Origin of the sequence: Meridianimarinicoccus roseus, assembly GCF_003172915.1 — a bacterium.
Taxonomy (GTDB): Bacteria; Pseudomonadota; Alphaproteobacteria; order Rhodobacterales; family Rhodobacteraceae; genus Meridianimarinicoccus; species Meridianimarinicoccus roseus.
The window spans coordinates 24,193-40,949 of record NZ_QGKU01000045.1 but is presented as its reverse complement, the minus strand read 5'-3'; the positions used below and the strand labels follow the sequence as shown (position 1 = coordinate 40,949).

Here is a 16,757-nt window from a genome sequence, read left to right as displayed (position 1 = left end):
TATTCCTCGGCCAGTCTTGCGAGGTATGCGCCGTAGTCGTTTTTTCGGTAACCCTGCGCGGCTTTCAGCAGGTCGTCGCGGCTGATCCATCCTGCGTCATGGGCGATTTCCTCGAGGCATCCGACCTGCTGTCCCTGTCGCAGGGTGAGCGTGCGCACGAAATTGCCGGCATCGAGCAGGCTGCCATGCGTTCCGGTGTCGAGCCATGCATAGCCCCGGCCCATCTGCTCGACGCTCAGCAGGCCCCTGGCGAGGTACATCTCCAGCAGGGTCGTGATCTCGAGCTCCCCGCGGTCGGAGGGTTTGACCTGCCGCGCCAGCGCGGGCGCGTCCCCGTCGAGGAAATAGAGCCCCGTCACCGCGTAGTTCGACGGCGGCACCGCCGGCTTCTCGATGATCTGGCTGGCCTTGCCGTCCGCGCCGAAGGCCACCACGCCGTAGCGTTCCGGGTCCGACACGCGGTAGCCGAAGACGGTGCCGCCCTGCGGCTTGGCATCGGCCGCCGCCAGCAGGTCCGGCAGCCCGTGCCCGAAGAAGATGTTGTCGCCGAGGCACATGGCCGACGGCGCGCCGTCCAGGAAGTCTTCGGCCAGGATATAGGCCTGCGCCAGGCCGTCGGGCGAGGGCTGGGTGATGTAGGTGATCGAGATGCCCCATTGCGCGCCGTCGCCGAGCGTGCGCTGGAACTGCGCCTGGTCGACCGGCGTCGTGATCATCGCGATCTCGCGGATGCCGGCCAGCATCAGCACCGAGATCGGGAAGTAGATCATCGGCTTGTCGTAGATCGGCAGCAGCTGTTTGGACACGCCCTGCGTGATCGGATAAAGCCGGGTGCCGGAGCCCCCGGCAAGGATGATGCCCTTGCGATCGGTCATGCGCGGTATGCTCCGAGGTCCTTGAGAATGTCGGTCAGCCCGGCGCGCCAGTCGGGGCGGGGCAGGCCGAAGACGGTCTGTGTCATGCTGTTGTCGAGCCGCGAGTTCAGCGGCCGGCGCGCGGGGGTCGGGTAGTCGCGGGTCGGGATGTCCGCGACCTCGCACTGCGTGCCCGACTGGCGGAAGATCTCGCGGGCGAAATCGGCCCAGCTGACATCCGGTCCGCCGGTCACGTGGTAGGTGCCCGTCACCGACGCATCGCGCACCAGCCGGTCCGCCACCGTCATGCAGGCATCGGCCAGCGCCGCCGCCGGGGTCGGCCCGCCGACCTGGTCGGCGACGATGGTCAGGCGGTCCCGCTCCGCCCCGAGGCGCAGCATCGTCTTCACGAAGTTGTGCCCGTGCGAGGACACCACCCACGAGGTGCGCAGGATCGCATGGGGTCCGCCCGCATCGCGCACCGCCGTCTCGCCGACGAGCTTGGTGCGCCCGTAGGCACCGAGCGGGCCGGTGGGCGCGTCGATGGAAAAGGGCTGCTCGCCGCTGCCGTCGAACACGTAGTCGGTGGACACCAGCACGACCGGCAGGCCGCGCGCGGCCGCCGCCCGGGCGATCGCGCCGGGGGTCGTGCCGTTCACCGCGAGCGCGAGGTCCTCGTCGCTTTCGGCCTTGTCCACGGCGGTATAGGCCGCCGCGATGATGATGGCATCTGCGTCGGTCTGCGCGGCCATCGCGGCGCAGGCATCGGGGTTGGTGAAATCGGCCTCGAACTCGTCGCGCACGTCCAGCACCACGTCGCCCGCGCGCCGTTGCAGTTCCAGCCCGAGCTGGCCGGACTTTCCGTAGACCAGGATCTTCATGCCTTCGCCCCGAGCCGTTCGCCAACCCCCGCCCGGCCTTGCAGCGCGCGCCACCAGTCCTCGTTGTCGAGATACCATTGCACGGTCTTCTCGAGACCCTCGTCGAGCGTCACGGACGGTCGCCACCCGAGTTCGGTGCGGATGCGGGTCGGGTCGATCGCGTAGCGCAGGTCGTGCCCCGGCCGGTCGGTCACGAAGCTGATCTGTTCGCAGTAGGCCGTGTTCTTCGGGCGCTTGGCATCGAGGATCGTGCAGATCTTGCCGACGATGTCGATGTTCTTCGCCTCGTTCTCGCCGCCGATGTTGTAGGTCCGGCCGGTCCTGCCGTTTTCCAGAACGCACAGCAGCGCGTCGGCGTGGTCTTCCACGTAAAGCCAGTCGCGCACGTTCTCGCCCTTGCCGTAGACCGGGATCGGCTCTCCGGCCAGCGCCTTGAGGATGACGACCGGGATCAGCTTCTCGGGGAAATGGTAGGGGCCGTAATTGTTGGAGCAGTTGGTCAGCACGAAGGGCAGGCCATAGGTCTCGCCCCAGGCCCGCACCAGGTGGTCGGACGCCGCCTTGCTGGCCGAATAGGGCGAGTTCGGGGCGTAGGGCGTGTCCTCGGTGAACTGTCCGGTCGCGCCGAGCGTGCCGTAGACCTCGTCGGTGGAGATGTGGTGGAACCGGAAGGTGTCGGGCCGACCGGCCTCCACCCAGTAGGCGCGTGCCGCGTTCAGCATCTCGTAGGTGCCGTTCACGTTGGTTTCGATGAAGGCGCCGGGCCCGTCGATCGACCGGTCCACGTGGCTTTCCGCGGCCAGGTGCATCACCTTGTCGGGCCGGTGCTGCGCGAAGATCCGCGCCAGCGCCGCGCCGTCGCGGATATCGGCCTTCTCGAAGGCGTAAAGCGGGCTGTCGGCGACCGGCGCCACGTTGTCGAGGCAGGCGGCATAGGTCAGCGCATCGAGGTTCACGACCTCGTGGCCGCGCGCCACGGCCAGCCGGACGACGGCGGACCCGATGAACCCGGCACCGCCGGTGACAAGTATCTTCATGGCTTCAGTCCTCGTAGACAAACGGACTGTCAAAGTCCTTGAGAAGGGGCGCGGCGGCATCCTTGGCGGACAGGATCGCGGCGGCCGGATCGACGCCCCAGTCGATGTCGAGGTCCGGATCGTCGAAGCGCACGGCGCCGTCGCACTCCGGCGCGTAATAGTCGGAGCACTTGTACAGAAGCTCGCTGTCCGGTTCGAGAACCGAGAAGCCGTGCAGGAAGCCCTTGGGAATGAACAGCTGGTTGCCGACCTCGGCCGACAGCTCCACCGCGACCCACTTGCCGTAATGCGGCGAGCCGCGCCGGATATCCACCGCGACATCCTTCACCCGCCCGGCCCCGACGCGGACCAGCTTGTCCTGCGCATGGGGCGGGGCCTGGAAATGCAGCCCGCGCACGACGCCGACCTGCCGGGACAGCGAATGGTTGTCCTGCACGAAGGGGACATCCACCCCGTGCGCGGCCATGACCTCGCGGTTGTACACCTCGGAAAAGAAGCCCCGGTCATCCCCGAAACGCCGCGGCGTCAGGAGAAGGACGCCAGGCAGTTCCGTCAACTCGACTTGCACCACACAAAACCCCTGCTTGATCTCAACCTTCGCAGGTCTTGTAGCGAAACGACCGCGAAAGGTCACATCGCAATTTCGGCGCACTCCGCACCGCAACGAGAACCGCGACCTTTCCGCACTCCGCAAGACATCCAAAAAAATCCAGGGCCTACTGTACGCTGCCGTTCTTAACAAAATACCATACCGGAGCGGTCCTTGACGTCGTGACCGCACTGGCTTCGGTCCCCGCGATCAGCTTGTAGGGCGTTCCGGCCGGATCGGCGCCGGTCGCCGTGTGGGCCTTCCAGACGGTGACGCTTTCCACCTCGCCGGAGATCCCGTTCGTATCGCCCAGAAGTCGCAACTGCCGACTGGTGTTCCACGTCCACGGTGTTCCGCTTTCCGCCAGAACCTGCATGCCGTCCACGAACACGCGGAAGTCTCCGGTCGCCGGGTCCATCGTGATGACGAAATCGGCCATCGCGTTCAGGCTCCATGCCGAGGACGTGATGCGGCTCGCATAGGCGCCGCTGACGCCCGTCCGAATGTCCCCGTTGCTCAGCAGTTCGACCGTGAACCCGTTGCCATTGTCACGGGCCAGCATGTCCGCCCCGGTATTGGCCGTGATGTTGGCCCGGACCTTGATCGTGTACGGAGTTGTCGTTGCCGCATGGTTGGCCGCGTCCTGAAGGCGCGTGTCGCTCCCCACCGCGAAGGTAGAAGCCCCTACAATTGTGCTGGACAGGTCAAGGGTCGGGGCACTGGCGACCGGCACGCCATCCGGCATGCCCGGCGCGGACAGGTCCACCAGCGGGTAGCTGTCCCAGCCGGTCTGAATGTCGGCGGCGTCCGTCAGGCCGGTGCTGTCGGGCGCGAAGGCCAGCGTCGTGCTGGACACGAAAGGCGTGCCCGCGCCCACATCCGCCGCCGTGACCCGGATGCGCCCGGCGACGATGGTGGCAGGCGCAGGCTGGCCGTCGATGAAGGCCCCGACCGGCGTGCCGGTGTTCACGAGGATCGGCCCCGCGCTCGACCATATCTCGACATACGACCCGTCCGGTTGCCATGCCACGTTGTCGATCGCGGGCGGGGTCCAGCTTGTGAGGCCCATCGCGCGGATCGCGGACTGCACCAGCCCCACGCCGAACCGTTCCGAGCCCTCTCCCGGCGACGGGTGGGTGATGTCGGTCCAGCCGCCCGCGCCATCGCCGCGCCCGTTGCCGTAGTGCAGGACCGGGTGGCCCGGCCCCACGAGCGCGGTTTCGGCGCTGGCGGCATACATGGCGCGCACCGAGGTCCGACACAGGGCGATGTTCCCGGCATTGGTCGGCTCGAAGCGGTGCGGTTCGAGAACGGCGAGCCGCGTGCGGCTCCAGTCGTAAAGCTCCGTGAGCAGGTGATCGGTCGTGAACCGCCCGCCGACCAGGACAGGCGCGGCGCCGATGGACGCTCCGGCCACCGTCTTGCCGAACGCGATCTGGTGCAGCACCTCGCCATAGGCTGTCGTGTAGGTGCGCGGAGCCGCATACCAGTCGAAGGCGACAAGACCCACATCGCCGCCGCCGGTCGCCGCATCGTGCAGCGCCTCGTCATCGGACCAGACGCGGTTTCCGAACCCGTCGCGAAGCAGATCCTCGAAGCCCGATCCCGATTTCACCTGAAGGATCACGGAGAATTTCTCGCCGGGACGTGCCTCGATGAGGCTGTTCGCCATCGCGGCCAGGCGCGTGTTGTGGGGCGCGGCGTCGGTGATGTGATGATGGACGACCCCGGCAGCACCCGTGCCGGCCGGGTTGCGATCATGCCAGTGAAAGCTGACCATATCGTCTGCGGTGATGCTGTCGGGTGTCGCGCCATCGTAGAAATCGGCAAGAAGGTTGTCGATTTCGGACTGGCCCCACAGCGCGACCACATGGCCGACGCCGAAGCGGTTCGCGGTCTCGCCCGCACTGGCCGGGCTGTTTTCGACGCGCACCTGCACCTTGAGCCAGTGGGGCGTGCGCGCGCCGCTGGCCTCTGTCAGCGTTGCACCGGCCAGAGCGCCGCCCGACGCCTGCCCGACAATGCGCCAACCATAGACCTCCGCCCCGGTATCCGCGCGCACGGCGCGCGCTTCGATGGACATGCCGTCCGGGGCCGTCGTTGTGATCGTCGGCAGCGCAACCGTCGTGGCGTTTTCCCCAAGCGCTGCGCCACTGTCGAAGACCACCCGATCCCGCGCGAATGGCGCGACAGTGGCGGCAAAGGGACTCCCGACCGCCTGCGCCTGTCTTGGCCCATTCAGCGCGGCACCGATTCCCAATCCGAATACGATCGACGTTGCCATTAGCATTTTCCCGTTGAAGCAGATCTTGAAGCCGCCGCCGCGCGAACGCAGCGACCGGATCACAGGCTGCCGGGAAAGTGCTAACAAAACCGAAGGTATGCGCACGCCGGAATAAGCGCTTTTTAACCAGAAGGCTGGCGGGCGCAAACTTCTACATATCGTCAGAATAAGCGCGACGATCTTAAGACAGTATGAACTGGCGAAGTCGCGCCACAAGCCGATCATGTTCGGCAGACTCCCTTTGCGAGCTGACCTGCAGGTCGGTGCCGAGGATCAGGCCGGGCAGATCCGAAACCTGCCAGGCGACATGCACACCTTCCAACACCTCCACCTGACGTGCCGTGGCAATCTGATGGTCGTTGCGATGCTCGCCAAGGGCATGGCGGCGCGGTAGCAGCACCAGCGACTTGCCCCATCGGCGCGCTGACAGAATGGTCCCGATCCCGGCATGGGCGACAATGAGGCGGGCTTCGGAAAACCGTGCGTCGAACAGATCGGGCGGCATATGCGACCGTGCCTCGAGGGCTGGCCATGCCGCGTTGTCGGCCTCCCGCGCGGCGCAGGTCTGGGCGACCACCGGCTCCGTCAGTTCGGGGGCCAGGGCGTTCATGGCGTCGAGAAGGCGGGGAAAGGGCAGCTGCGTGCCTACGGTCACGAAGATCACAGCACTGATCCCGCGTATTCCGCGCCGCACGTACTGGCGACATGTTCCCATTGCGAGAGCCACAGATGCGCGAAACGGCGGGCAAGCTTGCCCGACATCGACATCTCCTCGCTGTTGGCGACGCTGTCCACCCATATCGTGCGCGCTCCGACCGCGCGGCCCAGGGCCAGGGCGATCACGCCGGGCAGGGCACCGGTGCTGATGACGACTTGCGGACGAAACCGCAGCATCACCCCGACCATTGCAATGCCATTGCGGACCATGGCGATCTTCTCGTTCCGGTTGCAGTCGGGCACGATCCGGGAAGGGTGGGCATCATACTGTTCGGGAAGACCCGCCAGTGTCGTCACGAACAGCACATCCTGATCGTCGAAGGCTTGGCGCATGGACATCAGCTGTTGCCAGTGGCCGCCCCCGGAGGCGATCGCAAGTATCTTTTTCCTTTTCATCCCGGCCTTTCTTCGTACGCGGCAATCCATCTTCATGGTGCATTGACACTATGAACCGTATCGGTTGCCTTACCCAAAACCATCCGTGGCTCGAACGTATCCTAAAACACCACTTATGACACACAGTCACGGCAGTGCATCTGCACCATAAGGATCCCGGACGCCCCGCGATCGAAGGTTCGCCCCCGCAACGCGACACTGCCCGTCATACCTGCCAAGAAGGATCCATCAATGCCGACAAACCTTTCGGCCCGCCGCGCCCTCGTTACGGGGTCTGCCGGGTTCATCGGGTATCACCTGTGCCGCAAACTGCTGGAGGAGGGTTGGCATGTCACCGGGTTCGACAGCCTGAACGATTACTACGATGTCACCCTGAAGCAGGCGCGGCACGCCGACCTGGCGCGCTCGGACCGCTTTACCGCCCATATCGGACGGCTTGAGGATGCCGACGCCTTGCGGCGCGCCTTCGATTCCGCCGCGCCGCAAGTGGTCGTGCATCTCGCGGCCCAGGCCGGAGTCCGCTACTCGATCGAAAACCCGCGCAGTTATCTCGACAGCAACGTGGTGGGCACCTTCAATGTGATGGAGTGCGCGCTGGCGCATCGGGCAAGCCATCTGCTGATGGCTTCGACCAGTTCGGTCTACGGGGCGAACACCGACATGCCATATACCGAGACCCAGAAAGCCGACACGCAGATGTCGTTCTACGCGGCGACCAAGAAGGCGACCGAAGCGATGTCCCACGCTTGGGCGCACATCCACGACCTGCCGGTGACGATGTTCCGTTTCTTCACGGTTTACGGTCCCTGGGGTCGGCCGGACATGGCGCTGTTCAAGTTCACCAAGGCCGTTCTCGAAGGCCGCCCCATCGACGTTTACAACGGCGGCGAGATGTATCGTGACTTCACCTATGTGGACGACCTGGTGCAGGGCATCAGGCTGCTGATCGACGCCGTGCCGACGCGAAACTCCCCGGCGACGGATGGCGCCTCCGAAGACAGCCTCAGCCCTGTGGCGCCGTGGCGCGTGGTGAATATCGGGAAGTCCGACAAGGTCCGGCTGGAGGATTTCATCAATGCGATCGAGGCCGCGACCGGGCGCAAGGCGACCCGCAACTACATGCCCATGCAGCCCGGTGATGTTCCCGCCACATGGGCCGACGCGGGCTTGTTGCAGGACCTGACCGGATACCGCCCACAGACATCCGTTGACGTCGGTGTGGCGGCTTTCGTCAGCTGGTACCGCGACTACTACGGCGTCTAGCCCCATCCGGACAGAGGCGGGGAACGCCCCGGCCAGCGGACCCCGCGCCGCCAGGCCGGTCGGCGCCCTGGTCTGGAATTTCCGTTCGGGATCAAGGCCCCTGGTCTAGGGCGCCGACTGGAAAGACAGGATCTGTTCCATCACCTTCGGCACCAGCATCTCCGCGCCCGCCTGGGAGAGGTGATCGTCGTCCGAATAGAGCGCGACGCCATCACGTTCATTCAGGCAGCGCCCGCCGGGCGCCGGATCGCAAAACGGCGACGTGCTATCCACCTGGCGCAGGCCGGGACTGTCCAGCCGGTCCAGAACCTCGGTGACGGGGGCGGCCCAGGCCCGGAAGGCGGCCGCATCCGTGCTGAGAGGGGACATCCCGCCGCCAAACATCTCGCGCTTGGCCAGGTAGGCTGGCACATCCCAGCCCGCAACCGGGATCGGACGGACCAACACGACGTTGAAGCGCTCCGCCAAGGCCAGGATTTCGGCTGCATACCCGTCGAGAACACGTTGCGCACGGCTGTCCGGCAGCCCTGCCTGGCCCGCCGCGTCCAGCCTGTCGATCAGGAACGGTCCGCCCTTTTCATGCCCCCCCTCACCGTTGTCGAAAGAGGTTTCGTGAAAATAGAGCGGCAGGCGCGAGACGATCACGATGGTGCCGGTGCCGCTTCGTTCTGCGTATTCCAGCATGGATGTCATGTAGCTGTCGCAGTCGTAGCGCGGGTCATCCAGTCGGCGGAAGCCGGGCAGGCCGATGCAGCCGGGATATGCCGTGCTGTAACCGCTCAGGCCGGCCTCCTGCAGCGCTTGAAGCAATGGATAGGCAAGCGCGCCCGCGTGGCTGTCGCCCACGATCATCACGTCGGCAGCGCCGTCCGCCATGAATCCGCTGCACATCTGCAGCGGATGGGGCGGGATCGGGCGCCCTTCCTGCAACTGGCACGCCTGCATGAATGCGCCGCGGGGATCAGCGGGCCGCAAGTGGGCAAGGGCGTCGGCCGACAGGCGGCCCGGCAGCCCGTCCCGGACCACCATCACCCCGCCCAGGGCCATGAAGGCCACCGAGAAGGCCAGGCACGCAGAGAAGAGCGATCTGCGATCCGCAAGCAGGGCGTTCCGGCCCGCCCGGAAGGGCTGTTCCACAAACCGCCAGCTGAGCCAGGCCAGGCCCAGAGAAAGCACTCCCATCGACATCATCAGCGCAAGCCCGGGATCGGTGAGGCTGCGCAAGCGGGCAAAGGCGAAAAGCGGCTGATGCCAAAGATAGGCGCTGTAGCTGATCAATCCGATCCCGACGAAGCCGCGGGTGGACAACAACCGTCCGACCAGTGTGGATGACCCTGCATAAAGGATGATCAGGGCCGTTCCGACAACGGGAAACAGCGTGTAGAGCGATGGGAACGGGGTTGTCTTGTCGAACGCGAAAACCGGTATGACGATGGCTGCCAGCCCGAGAAGCGCCAGCGCGTCGTTCGCGCGCCGGGGGCCGCCGGTGACGAGGAAGGCGCAGATCGATCCGGCGAGCAGTTCCCACGCACGCGTCGGCGCAAGATAGAACCGGGCCGTGTTCGTGATGTCGGGATTGCGCAGGGCCCATTCGTTCAGCAGCAGGCTGAGCACGGCCAGCGCCATGACACAGTAGAACACCGGGTTTCGGCCGAACCGCCAGAGCACAAACAGCACGAGCGGAAACAGCAGATAGTACTGTTCCTCGACGGCCAGGCTCCACGTGTGCAGCAGCGGCTTCTCTTCCGCGGTCGCGGCAAAGTAGTTTTCCTGACGCCAGAAAAGGATGTTCGAGACGAAAAGACATACCGCGACGATGCTCTTGCCGAAATCGGCCAGCTTGTCGGGCGGCATCCAGGCATAGGCGAACGGCAGGCAGCACAGCATGACGAAAAACAGCGCGGGCAGGATGCGCCGGGCGCGTCGTTCGTAGAACCGGATGATCGAGAAGCGCCCTTCCTGCAGGTCCTGGATCAGGATGCTGGTGATCAGAAAGCCACTGATGACGAAGAAGACATCCACGCCGACATATCCGCCCGAGAAAGTGCTCAGCCCCGCATGGAACAGGATGACAGGCAGAACGGCGACTGCCCGCAGGCCGTCGATCTCGGGACGATACACCATGGCTTCTTACCCCTGAACGATCCTCGCCACTCACACCGCGTCTGTACGCTCTGGGCGCGCAATCCTCGCCCGGTTTAGTGACCTTCCCTTCTACTGCCAAGATTCAATTTCCGGATGGTTGAGCGGGTGTGACGAGGCGCTGACGCTGCAAGCGTCCCGCCGGACCCTGCAGCCCTGCCCTTTCGCCCTGCCCGGCCTGCACGCCGCCTTCGCGCCAGGCCCGGATCGCCGTTGACCGTGGTCGATTTCCACACTGGCCTGACGCCCCCTGCTTGGGGATGAACGGCTTCGGCGCGTCTGGAACCCCCGGGGCCTTCAGGCGGTCCCGGTCCCTTCCGGCCGGGGAAATCCGGCGGAAAACTCCGGGTTCGAGCGGTCCGGTTTTCAGGGAGCACAGCAGTCCACCTGCCTCACCGCCTGATTTTCGGGGGTGGTCCGGACCTCCTTTTGGCGGTGTGCGCCATAAAAGTCGGCAGGTCCCCACCGAATGCATGTGACCGGTGCGCCGTGAGAAAGTGCAAGGTAAACTTAATCTTTAAAGCATCCGCAGGCGGTTCCAGCCAAGAATGAAGCTGTTGCCCTCCAGATTCCGAGACCTGCGGTTCGCCGACAGTCCGCAGCGTGCCGTTCATACGTCGGAGATGTTTTTTTCCCAGTGAAAAGAGATGCCGAACCATGTACGACAGATCATCACGCTCCAGCTCCCCGGGGACGCAAGATGCAGACAGGGTGCCCACTCTGAGAACTGCGATCGCGCGCATGGGCAGCCCGCTGCTGGCCGTGTTCCTTTTCAGCTTCGCGGTCAATCTGCTGATGCTTTCGGGGCCGCTGTTCATGCTGCAGGTCTATGACCGCGTGCTGGGCAGCGGATCGCGCGAGACGCTCGTGACGCTGTTCGTGCTGATCTGCTTCCTGTTCGGCTGCATGTGGGCGCTTGACGCCGTGCGCGGGGTTACGATGGTCCGGCTTTCCGCCCGGCTGCGGGCGATGCTGGAGCAACGCGTTCTTGCGGCCGGGCGCGCCGCGGGCCGCACCGATCCGTCCTGGGGGCCGACGGTCGCACTGGCCGATCTCGACGCGGTGCGCAAGCTGATGAGCTCTCCGGTGGCACTTGCACTCTTCGACATGCCCTGGACGCCGCTCTACTTCGCGCTGCTTTTCGTCTTTCATCCGTCGATGGGCTGGCTCGGGATTGCAGGTGGCGCGGTCATCGCGGTCCTGGCCCTGACCAAGCGCATGGTGACGCGCACGCCGTCCTGGCAGGGCAGCGTCGCCGAAGGTCGGGCGGCGCGGCGGGTGCAGGCGGCCACGGAAATGGGCGATACCCAGCGCATGCTCGGTGTTCAGGACGGCCACGAGCAGGGCTTGCTGGCGATCCGCGACACGGCCCTTCATGCCCACGCGATCACCGATGAACGCATCGCCACCTTCGGGTCGGCCACCCGCATATTCCGGCTGTTCCTGCAATCGGCGATGCTCGCGCTTGGCGCGCATCTGGTGCTGGCCGGCGAGTTGACAAGCGGTGCGATGATTGCCGGCTCGATCCTGCTGGGCCGAGGCCTGGCACCGCTTGAGGTGATCGTCGGCAACCTGACGACCGTGCAGGCATCCCTGGCCAGTGCGCACCGGATCGATCGGAACCTGGCCAAGCACGCAGTGCTTTCGCGGCAAACCGCCCCTTCCGATCTGCCGGAGCGGATGGGCAAGCTGGAAGTGCGCAACGTCAGCTTCGCCACCCGCGACCGCAACAGGCCCATCGTCTCGGGTCTGTCCTTCGATCTGAACCCGGGCGAGGCAATGGCCGTCATCGGGCCCAGCGGATCGGGCAAATCGGTGCTGGCACGGATGGTGATCGGCGGCATCGAGCCGTCCCTGGGTGCGGTGCGGCTTGGCGGGTTTGCCCCGCATGCGCTGCCTGCCGACATGCTGGCGCGCTGGGTCGGGTTCGTGCCGCAATCGCAGGTCTTCTTCGACGGGACCATCGCTGAAAACGTCGCACGGCTAAGCCCGGAGGCGGACAATGCCGCTGTCGTCGCGGCGCTGGAATACGTGCATGCCCTGTCCGACGTCACCGACCTGCCGCAGGGCCTGCTGACAGACATGCGGTGGGCCGAACGCGTCCTGTCCCAGGGCACCTTGCAGCGCATCTGCCTGGCCCGCGCGCTCATCGCCGAACCCGAACTGCTTGTTCTGGACGACCCGGTTTCCGGCCTCGGTCAGGAAGGCACCGCTCTCGTCAACAAGATCATCTCCGCGTACAAGGCCCAGGGCAAGGCGGTTATCGTGATCACCCAGCGGCCCAGCGTTCTGCGGGCGTGCGACAATATCCTGGCAATCGATGACGGAAAACCGAGTTGCGTCGGCCCGCGCGATGAAGTTCTCGCCAGGCTCATGCCCCGGCAAGCCCCCCGGCAACCGGAGCGCCCAACGGAAATCCGCCGCAAGGCATGAGGCGGCGACCCGGCAGCGGGCCGGACGTGAGATGCCCGCGCGCGCAGCCAGGTCATCCTTGTGCACCGACAGGCGGGAAACGGACCTGCCCAGCCGGAAGCAACACCGAAAAATCAGCCGTGTAGCCGCCGGTTCGTTCTGACGCCGCGGGCACGGCAGTCGCAACTTGCAATGGTTTTCCGAAGCCTTCGGTCGTAAACTTGCAATGGTTTTCCGAAGCCTTCGGTCTTATACGCATAGGCAACGCGACCTGCCAGAAGGCGATTTCATGATTCATCCCGTGATCCTCTGCGGCGGCTCCGGCACGCGCCTGTGGCCGCTTTCCCGCAGGGACTTTCCAAAGCAGTTCACCCGGCTTCTGGGAGAGAACAGCCTGTTCCAGGCCTGCGCGCATCGCTTCCAGGGCGCCGGGTTCGCGGCGCCGCTGGTGCTCAGCCATGCCGATTTCCGCTTCATGGCGCTGGAACAGCTGGGCGAAATGGGCATCACCGAGGCCACGGTGATGCTGGAGCCCGCCGCCCGCAACACGGCCCCCGCGGTGCTTGCCGCCGCACTGCACCTGCAGGCGAAGGGCGCGGGGGACGATCTTATGCTGGCCGCTCCGTCCGATCACGTGATCCGCGACGTGGAGGCCTTCCTCGCGGCTGTGCAGGCCGGTGCCCCCGCGGCCCGGGGCGGCGCGCTCGTGACCTTCGGCATCCGCCCCGACCGGGCCGAAACCGGTTATGGCTATCTCGAACTGGCCGATGCCGCCGCCTGTGCAAGCGCGCAGGCCGCCCCCGTGGCGCGTTTCGTGGAAAAACCCGATGCCCGCGCCGCCGAGGCAATGCTGGCCGAGGGCCGGTTCCTGTGGAACGCCGGGATTTTCCTGTTCCGCGTGGACGACATCGTCGCCGCCTTCGAGATGCACGCCCCGCAGATGGTGCCCCCGGTGCGCGCCGCGGTCGAAGGCGCGCAGCCGGATCTCGGCTTCGTGCGGCTGGACGAGGCCCCGTGGAACGACGTACCGGAGAACAGCATCGACTACGCGATCATGGAACGCGCCGCGCGCGTCGCCGCCGTGCCGGTGGAATGCGGCTGGTCCGACCTGGGCGCCTGGGACGCGGTCTGGCGCGAGATGGGGCCGGATGCAGCCGGGCTTGCCCAGTCGGGCGAGGTCACGCAGATCGGTTGCACGGACACATTGCTGCGCTCCGAGCAGGACGGCCCACGCCTTGTGGGCGTGAACCTGAAGGGCATCGCCGCCATCGCCATGCGCGATGCGGTGCTGGTCGCCGACATGACCGATCTGCAGGCGGTCAAGGCCGCGGTCACGCAGATGAAGGCCGAGGGCGTGCGCGAGGCCGAAACGCTGCCGCGCACCTACCGGCCCTGGGGCTGGTACGAGACCCTGGAGCTGTCCGACCGCTTCCAGGTCAAGCAGATCGTGGTGCCGCCGGGCAAGAAGCTGTCGCTGCAAAGCCACGTGCACCGGTCCGAGCACTGGATCGTCGTGAAGGGCACCGCCACGGTGACGATCGACGACGCGGTGAAGCTCGTGACGGAAAACCAGTCGGTCTACATTCCGCTCGGTGCGGTGCACCGGCTGGAAAATCCCGGCAAGGTCGATCTGCACCTGATCGAGGTGCAGACCGGCGCGTATCTGGGCGAGGACGACATCATCCGCTACGAGGACATCTACAACCGTGCCTGACGCCCTTGCGGGATACCGCGCCGAGATGAAGGAAACCCCTTGGAAAAGCTGACCTGCTTCAAGGCCTACGATGTGCGTGGGCGGCTGGGCCATGACCTTGATTCAGGGATCTGCACGCGCATCGGGCGGGCCTTCGCCGAGGTCATGCATCCCGGCAGCGTCGTCGTCGGGCGCGATATCCGCGACAGTTCCTTCGACCTGCAGGCCGCGCTGGTCGCAGGTCTGACCGCGGGCGGCGCGGACGTGATCGACATCGGGCTGTGCGGCACCGAGGAGGTGTATTTCGCCACCGACCATTACGGTGCGGGCGGCGGGCTGATGGTGACCGCCAGCCACAATCCGATCGACTACAACGGCATCAAGATGGTGCAGGGCGGCGCGCGCCCGATCTCAGGCCCCGAGGGGCTGGACGCGATCCACGATCTCGCGCTGAGCGGCGGGTTCGCGCCGGTGGCCGTGCCTGGCACCTGTCGCCGCGAAGATCCGCGCGCCGCCTACGTTGACCGGGTCCTTTCCTTCGTGGACCCGGGGATGCTGGCACCGCTGACCATACTCGCGAACGCAGGCAACGGTGTGGCCGGGCCGACCTTCGATGCCATCGCCACGCGGCTGGATGCCCTGGGCGCGCCGCTGCGCGTCGTGCGGATGCACCATGACCCGGATCCCACCTTTCCGAACGGCATCCCCAATCCGCTGCTGGAAGAAAACCAACCCGCCACCGCCGACGCGGTGCGCGCGCATGGCGCCGACATGGGCGTGGCGTGGGACGGAGATTTCGACCGCTGCTTCTTTTTCGACGAGACCGGCGCCTTCATCCCCGGCGAATATGTCGTGGGGCTGCTGGCGGCGGCCTTTCTTGCGCAGGAACCCGGCGCAAAGATCGTGCATGACCCGCGGGTGCTGTGGAACACGCGCGACGTGGTGGCGCGCGGGGGCGGCCAGGCGGTTGTCTCGCGCACCGGACACGCGTTGATCAAGGCGAAGATGCGCGAGGTCGACGCGGTCTATGGCGGCGAGATGTCGGCGCATCACTATTTCCGCAGGTTCATGTATTGCGACAGCGGCATGATCCCCTGGCTGCTGGTCGCGGCCTATGTTTCGCAAGCGAAACAACCGCTTTCGGCATTGGTGGCGCAGATGCGCGCCGCCTACCCGTCCTCGGGCGAGATCAACTTCCGGGTGACCGATGCCGCCGCCGCCGTCGCCGCTGTCGAAGCCGCGATGCGGCCATCGGCCCGCCACATGGACCGGCTCGACGGGCTGAGCGCCGATTTCGGCACCTGGCGGTTCAACCTTCGCGCCTCGAACACCGAACCCCTGCTGCGGCTCAACGTGGAAACCCGGAATGATCCCGCGCTTCTGAGTGAAAAGGTCGATCTGCTGCGCAGACGGATCGAAGCGGCCTGACACCTGTCCGCAGATCGGCGGACGGGCATTCAGGGCGCGGGAACGTCATGCGCCACAGACGCCGCCGTTCCGGGCGGTCCCGGCGTCGAGTGCGCCCGTATCGGCCCTGCGGGCCGACACCGATCCGCACCGGACACGCCGCGCCGGAAAACTTGATCGGAGAAGGAAACACCGACATTGTGATGCCGATAGAACCTGAAAAAGTATTGAGAATACCATGAACACTATATCGGCGGCTGCCCCCGGAAAACCCGTGGATTCACAGTACCATGTGAACATACGGCATGATGTCCTGCATCTTGTCGACAAGAATCCCGGGCGCGTTCTCGACGTCGGCGGCGGTGCAGGTGCGACCGCAGCATATCTGAAGGCCGAACATGGCGCATCCTATGCCGCCGTGGCCGACGCCGTCGCATTGCCCCCGATCCCCGAAATCGACCTGTACCGGATCGGCGATCTTGAAGACGAAGCCATGTGGGCATCGATTTCGGAAGACGCGGGCCCCTTCGATACGATCCTGTGCCTCGATGTGCTGGAACATCTCGTGGACCCGTGGCAGGCCGTGCGCCGGTGCTGCGATCTGCTCAGTCCCGGCGGCACGCTGATCGTGAGCGTGCCCAATGCAAGATACCACAAACTGACGTTCCCCCTTTTCTTCAAGGGCCGGTTCACCCTTCAAGACAGCGGCATACTGGACCGGACGCATCTTCGCTGGTTCGTCCGGGAGACGGCGATCGATCTCGTCTCGCAGCCGGGCCTCGATCTCGAGTCATTCGAGGGCGGATGGTATCTGAACCGCGCGCGCGGGATCGAGAAACTGGCGAAGGCCGGAATAGCCCCCGGGTTCCTGTTCCTGAACTATTTTGCCAAATGCCGGAAGGTCGCCGCCGCCGGGTAGGCCCGCGGCCGCCCGATCGCATTGCCAGGGACACGGCAGATGGCGGGCGGACCGGCAGGGTGCTGGCGTCATGCGGGATCCCGCAGCCCGCAGACGGGCGAGGCGCACTGTCGGCCCCGACAAATCTCATATCATAAGACACTGTTTTATATAAATAGTTCAT

General features: G+C 65.7%; 14 protein-coding genes. 5 read left to right on the top strand and 9 right to left on the bottom strand.

The features are described from left to right. The 7 genes from rfbA to DKT77_RS14255 form a co-directional block, all read right to left on the bottom strand. Nucleotides 1-875 (bottom strand): glucose-1-phosphate thymidylyltransferase RfbA (gene rfbA / locus DKT77_RS14285; RefSeq protein ID WP_109809940.1); only part of this gene is annotated, 875 nt, incomplete at its 3' end. Beyond that, nucleotides 872-1,735 (bottom strand): dTDP-4-dehydrorhamnose reductase, encoded by an 864-nt coding sequence (rfbD, locus tag DKT77_RS14280; protein ID WP_109809941.1) that lies wholly within the window; start codon nucleotides 1,733-1,735, stop codon nucleotides 872-874. The genes rfbD and rfbA, both read right to left, overlap by 4 nt. Then, nucleotides 1,732-2,772 carry a dTDP-glucose 4,6-dehydratase gene (gene rfbB, locus DKT77_RS14275; RefSeq protein ID WP_109809942.1) on the bottom strand — a complete coding sequence of 347 codons (1,041 nt, stop codon included), beginning with the start codon at nucleotides 2,770-2,772 and terminating at the stop codon, nucleotides 1,732-1,734. Before rfbB ends, rfbD begins: the two co-directional genes overlap by 4 nt. A gap of 4 nt (nucleotides 2,773-2,776) precedes the next feature. Beyond that, on the bottom strand, nucleotides 2,777-3,340 hold the full coding sequence (rfbC, locus tag DKT77_RS14270) for a dTDP-4-dehydrorhamnose 3,5-epimerase (RefSeq protein ID WP_146204935.1): 564 nt from the start codon (nucleotides 3,338-3,340) through the stop codon (nucleotides 2,777-2,779). A gap of 148 nt (nucleotides 3,341-3,488) precedes the next feature. Continuing rightward, nucleotides 3,489-5,645 (bottom strand): hypothetical protein, encoded by a 2,157-nt coding sequence (locus DKT77_RS14265; protein ID WP_146205011.1) that lies wholly within the window; start codon nucleotides 5,643-5,645, stop codon nucleotides 3,489-3,491. A gap of 181 nt (nucleotides 5,646-5,826) precedes the next feature. After that, complete coding sequence (locus DKT77_RS14260) at nucleotides 5,827-6,309, bottom strand: glycosyltransferase (protein WP_109812358.1); 483 nt, start codon at nucleotides 6,307-6,309, stop codon at nucleotides 5,827-5,829. Then, nucleotides 6,306-6,758 carry a glycosyltransferase family protein gene (locus DKT77_RS14255; protein WP_238547913.1) on the bottom strand — a complete coding sequence of 151 codons (453 nt, stop codon included), beginning with the start codon at nucleotides 6,756-6,758 and terminating at the stop codon, nucleotides 6,306-6,308. Before DKT77_RS14255 ends, DKT77_RS14260 begins: the two co-directional genes overlap by 4 nt. Nucleotides 6,759-6,989: 231 nt before the next feature. Here DKT77_RS14255 and DKT77_RS14250 point away from each other — a divergent pair, with 231 nt between their 5' ends. Beyond that, nucleotides 6,990-8,021 (top strand): SDR family NAD(P)-dependent oxidoreductase, encoded by a 1,032-nt coding sequence (locus DKT77_RS14250; RefSeq protein WP_109812357.1) that lies wholly within the window; start codon nucleotides 6,990-6,992, stop codon nucleotides 8,019-8,021. A gap of 105 nt (nucleotides 8,022-8,126) precedes the next feature. Here DKT77_RS14250 and DKT77_RS14245 read toward each other — a convergent pair whose 3' ends face one another. Beyond that, the gene (locus DKT77_RS14245; RefSeq protein ID WP_109812356.1) at nucleotides 8,127-10,145 is read right to left on the bottom strand and encodes an acyltransferase family protein; all 2,019 of its coding nucleotides are present in this window, start codon (nucleotides 10,143-10,145) and stop codon (nucleotides 8,127-8,129) included. A gap of 729 nt (nucleotides 10,146-10,874) precedes the next feature. Here DKT77_RS14245 and DKT77_RS14240 point away from each other — a divergent pair. Then, nucleotides 10,875-12,596: a type I secretion system permease/ATPase gene (locus tag DKT77_RS14240; protein WP_238547912.1), complete on the top strand. Its 1,722-nt coding sequence runs from the start codon at nucleotides 10,875-10,877 to the stop codon at nucleotides 12,594-12,596. Nucleotides 12,597-12,648: 52 nt separating this feature from the next. Here the strand turns inward: DKT77_RS14240 and DKT77_RS20720 are convergent, their stop codons facing one another. Continuing rightward, nucleotides 12,649-12,873, bottom strand: coding sequence for a hypothetical protein (locus tag DKT77_RS20720; protein WP_146205010.1), 225 nt, complete (start codon nucleotides 12,871-12,873; stop codon nucleotides 12,649-12,651). Between DKT77_RS20720 and DKT77_RS14235 the strand changes: the two genes are divergently transcribed. The 3 genes from DKT77_RS14235 to DKT77_RS14225 all read left to right on the top strand — a co-directional run bounded on the left by DKT77_RS14235 (nucleotide 12,865) and on the right by DKT77_RS14225 (nucleotide 16,594). After that, on the top strand, nucleotides 12,865-14,289 hold the full coding sequence (locus tag DKT77_RS14235) for a mannose-1-phosphate guanylyltransferase/mannose-6-phosphate isomerase (protein ID WP_109812354.1): 1,425 nt from the start codon (nucleotides 12,865-12,867) through the stop codon (nucleotides 14,287-14,289). The genes DKT77_RS20720 and DKT77_RS14235 overlap by 9 nt on opposite strands. Nucleotides 14,290-14,328: 39 nt before the next feature. Beyond that, on the top strand, nucleotides 14,329-15,696 hold the full coding sequence (locus DKT77_RS14230; protein ID WP_109812353.1) for a phosphohexomutase domain-containing protein: 1,368 nt from the start codon (nucleotides 14,329-14,331) through the stop codon (nucleotides 15,694-15,696). Between the two features lie 253 nt (nucleotides 15,697-15,949). Then, nucleotides 15,950-16,594 (top strand): class I SAM-dependent methyltransferase, encoded by a 645-nt coding sequence (locus DKT77_RS14225; protein ID WP_238547911.1) that lies wholly within the window; start codon nucleotides 15,950-15,952, stop codon nucleotides 16,592-16,594. Nucleotides 16,595-16,757 lie beyond the last annotated feature (163 nt).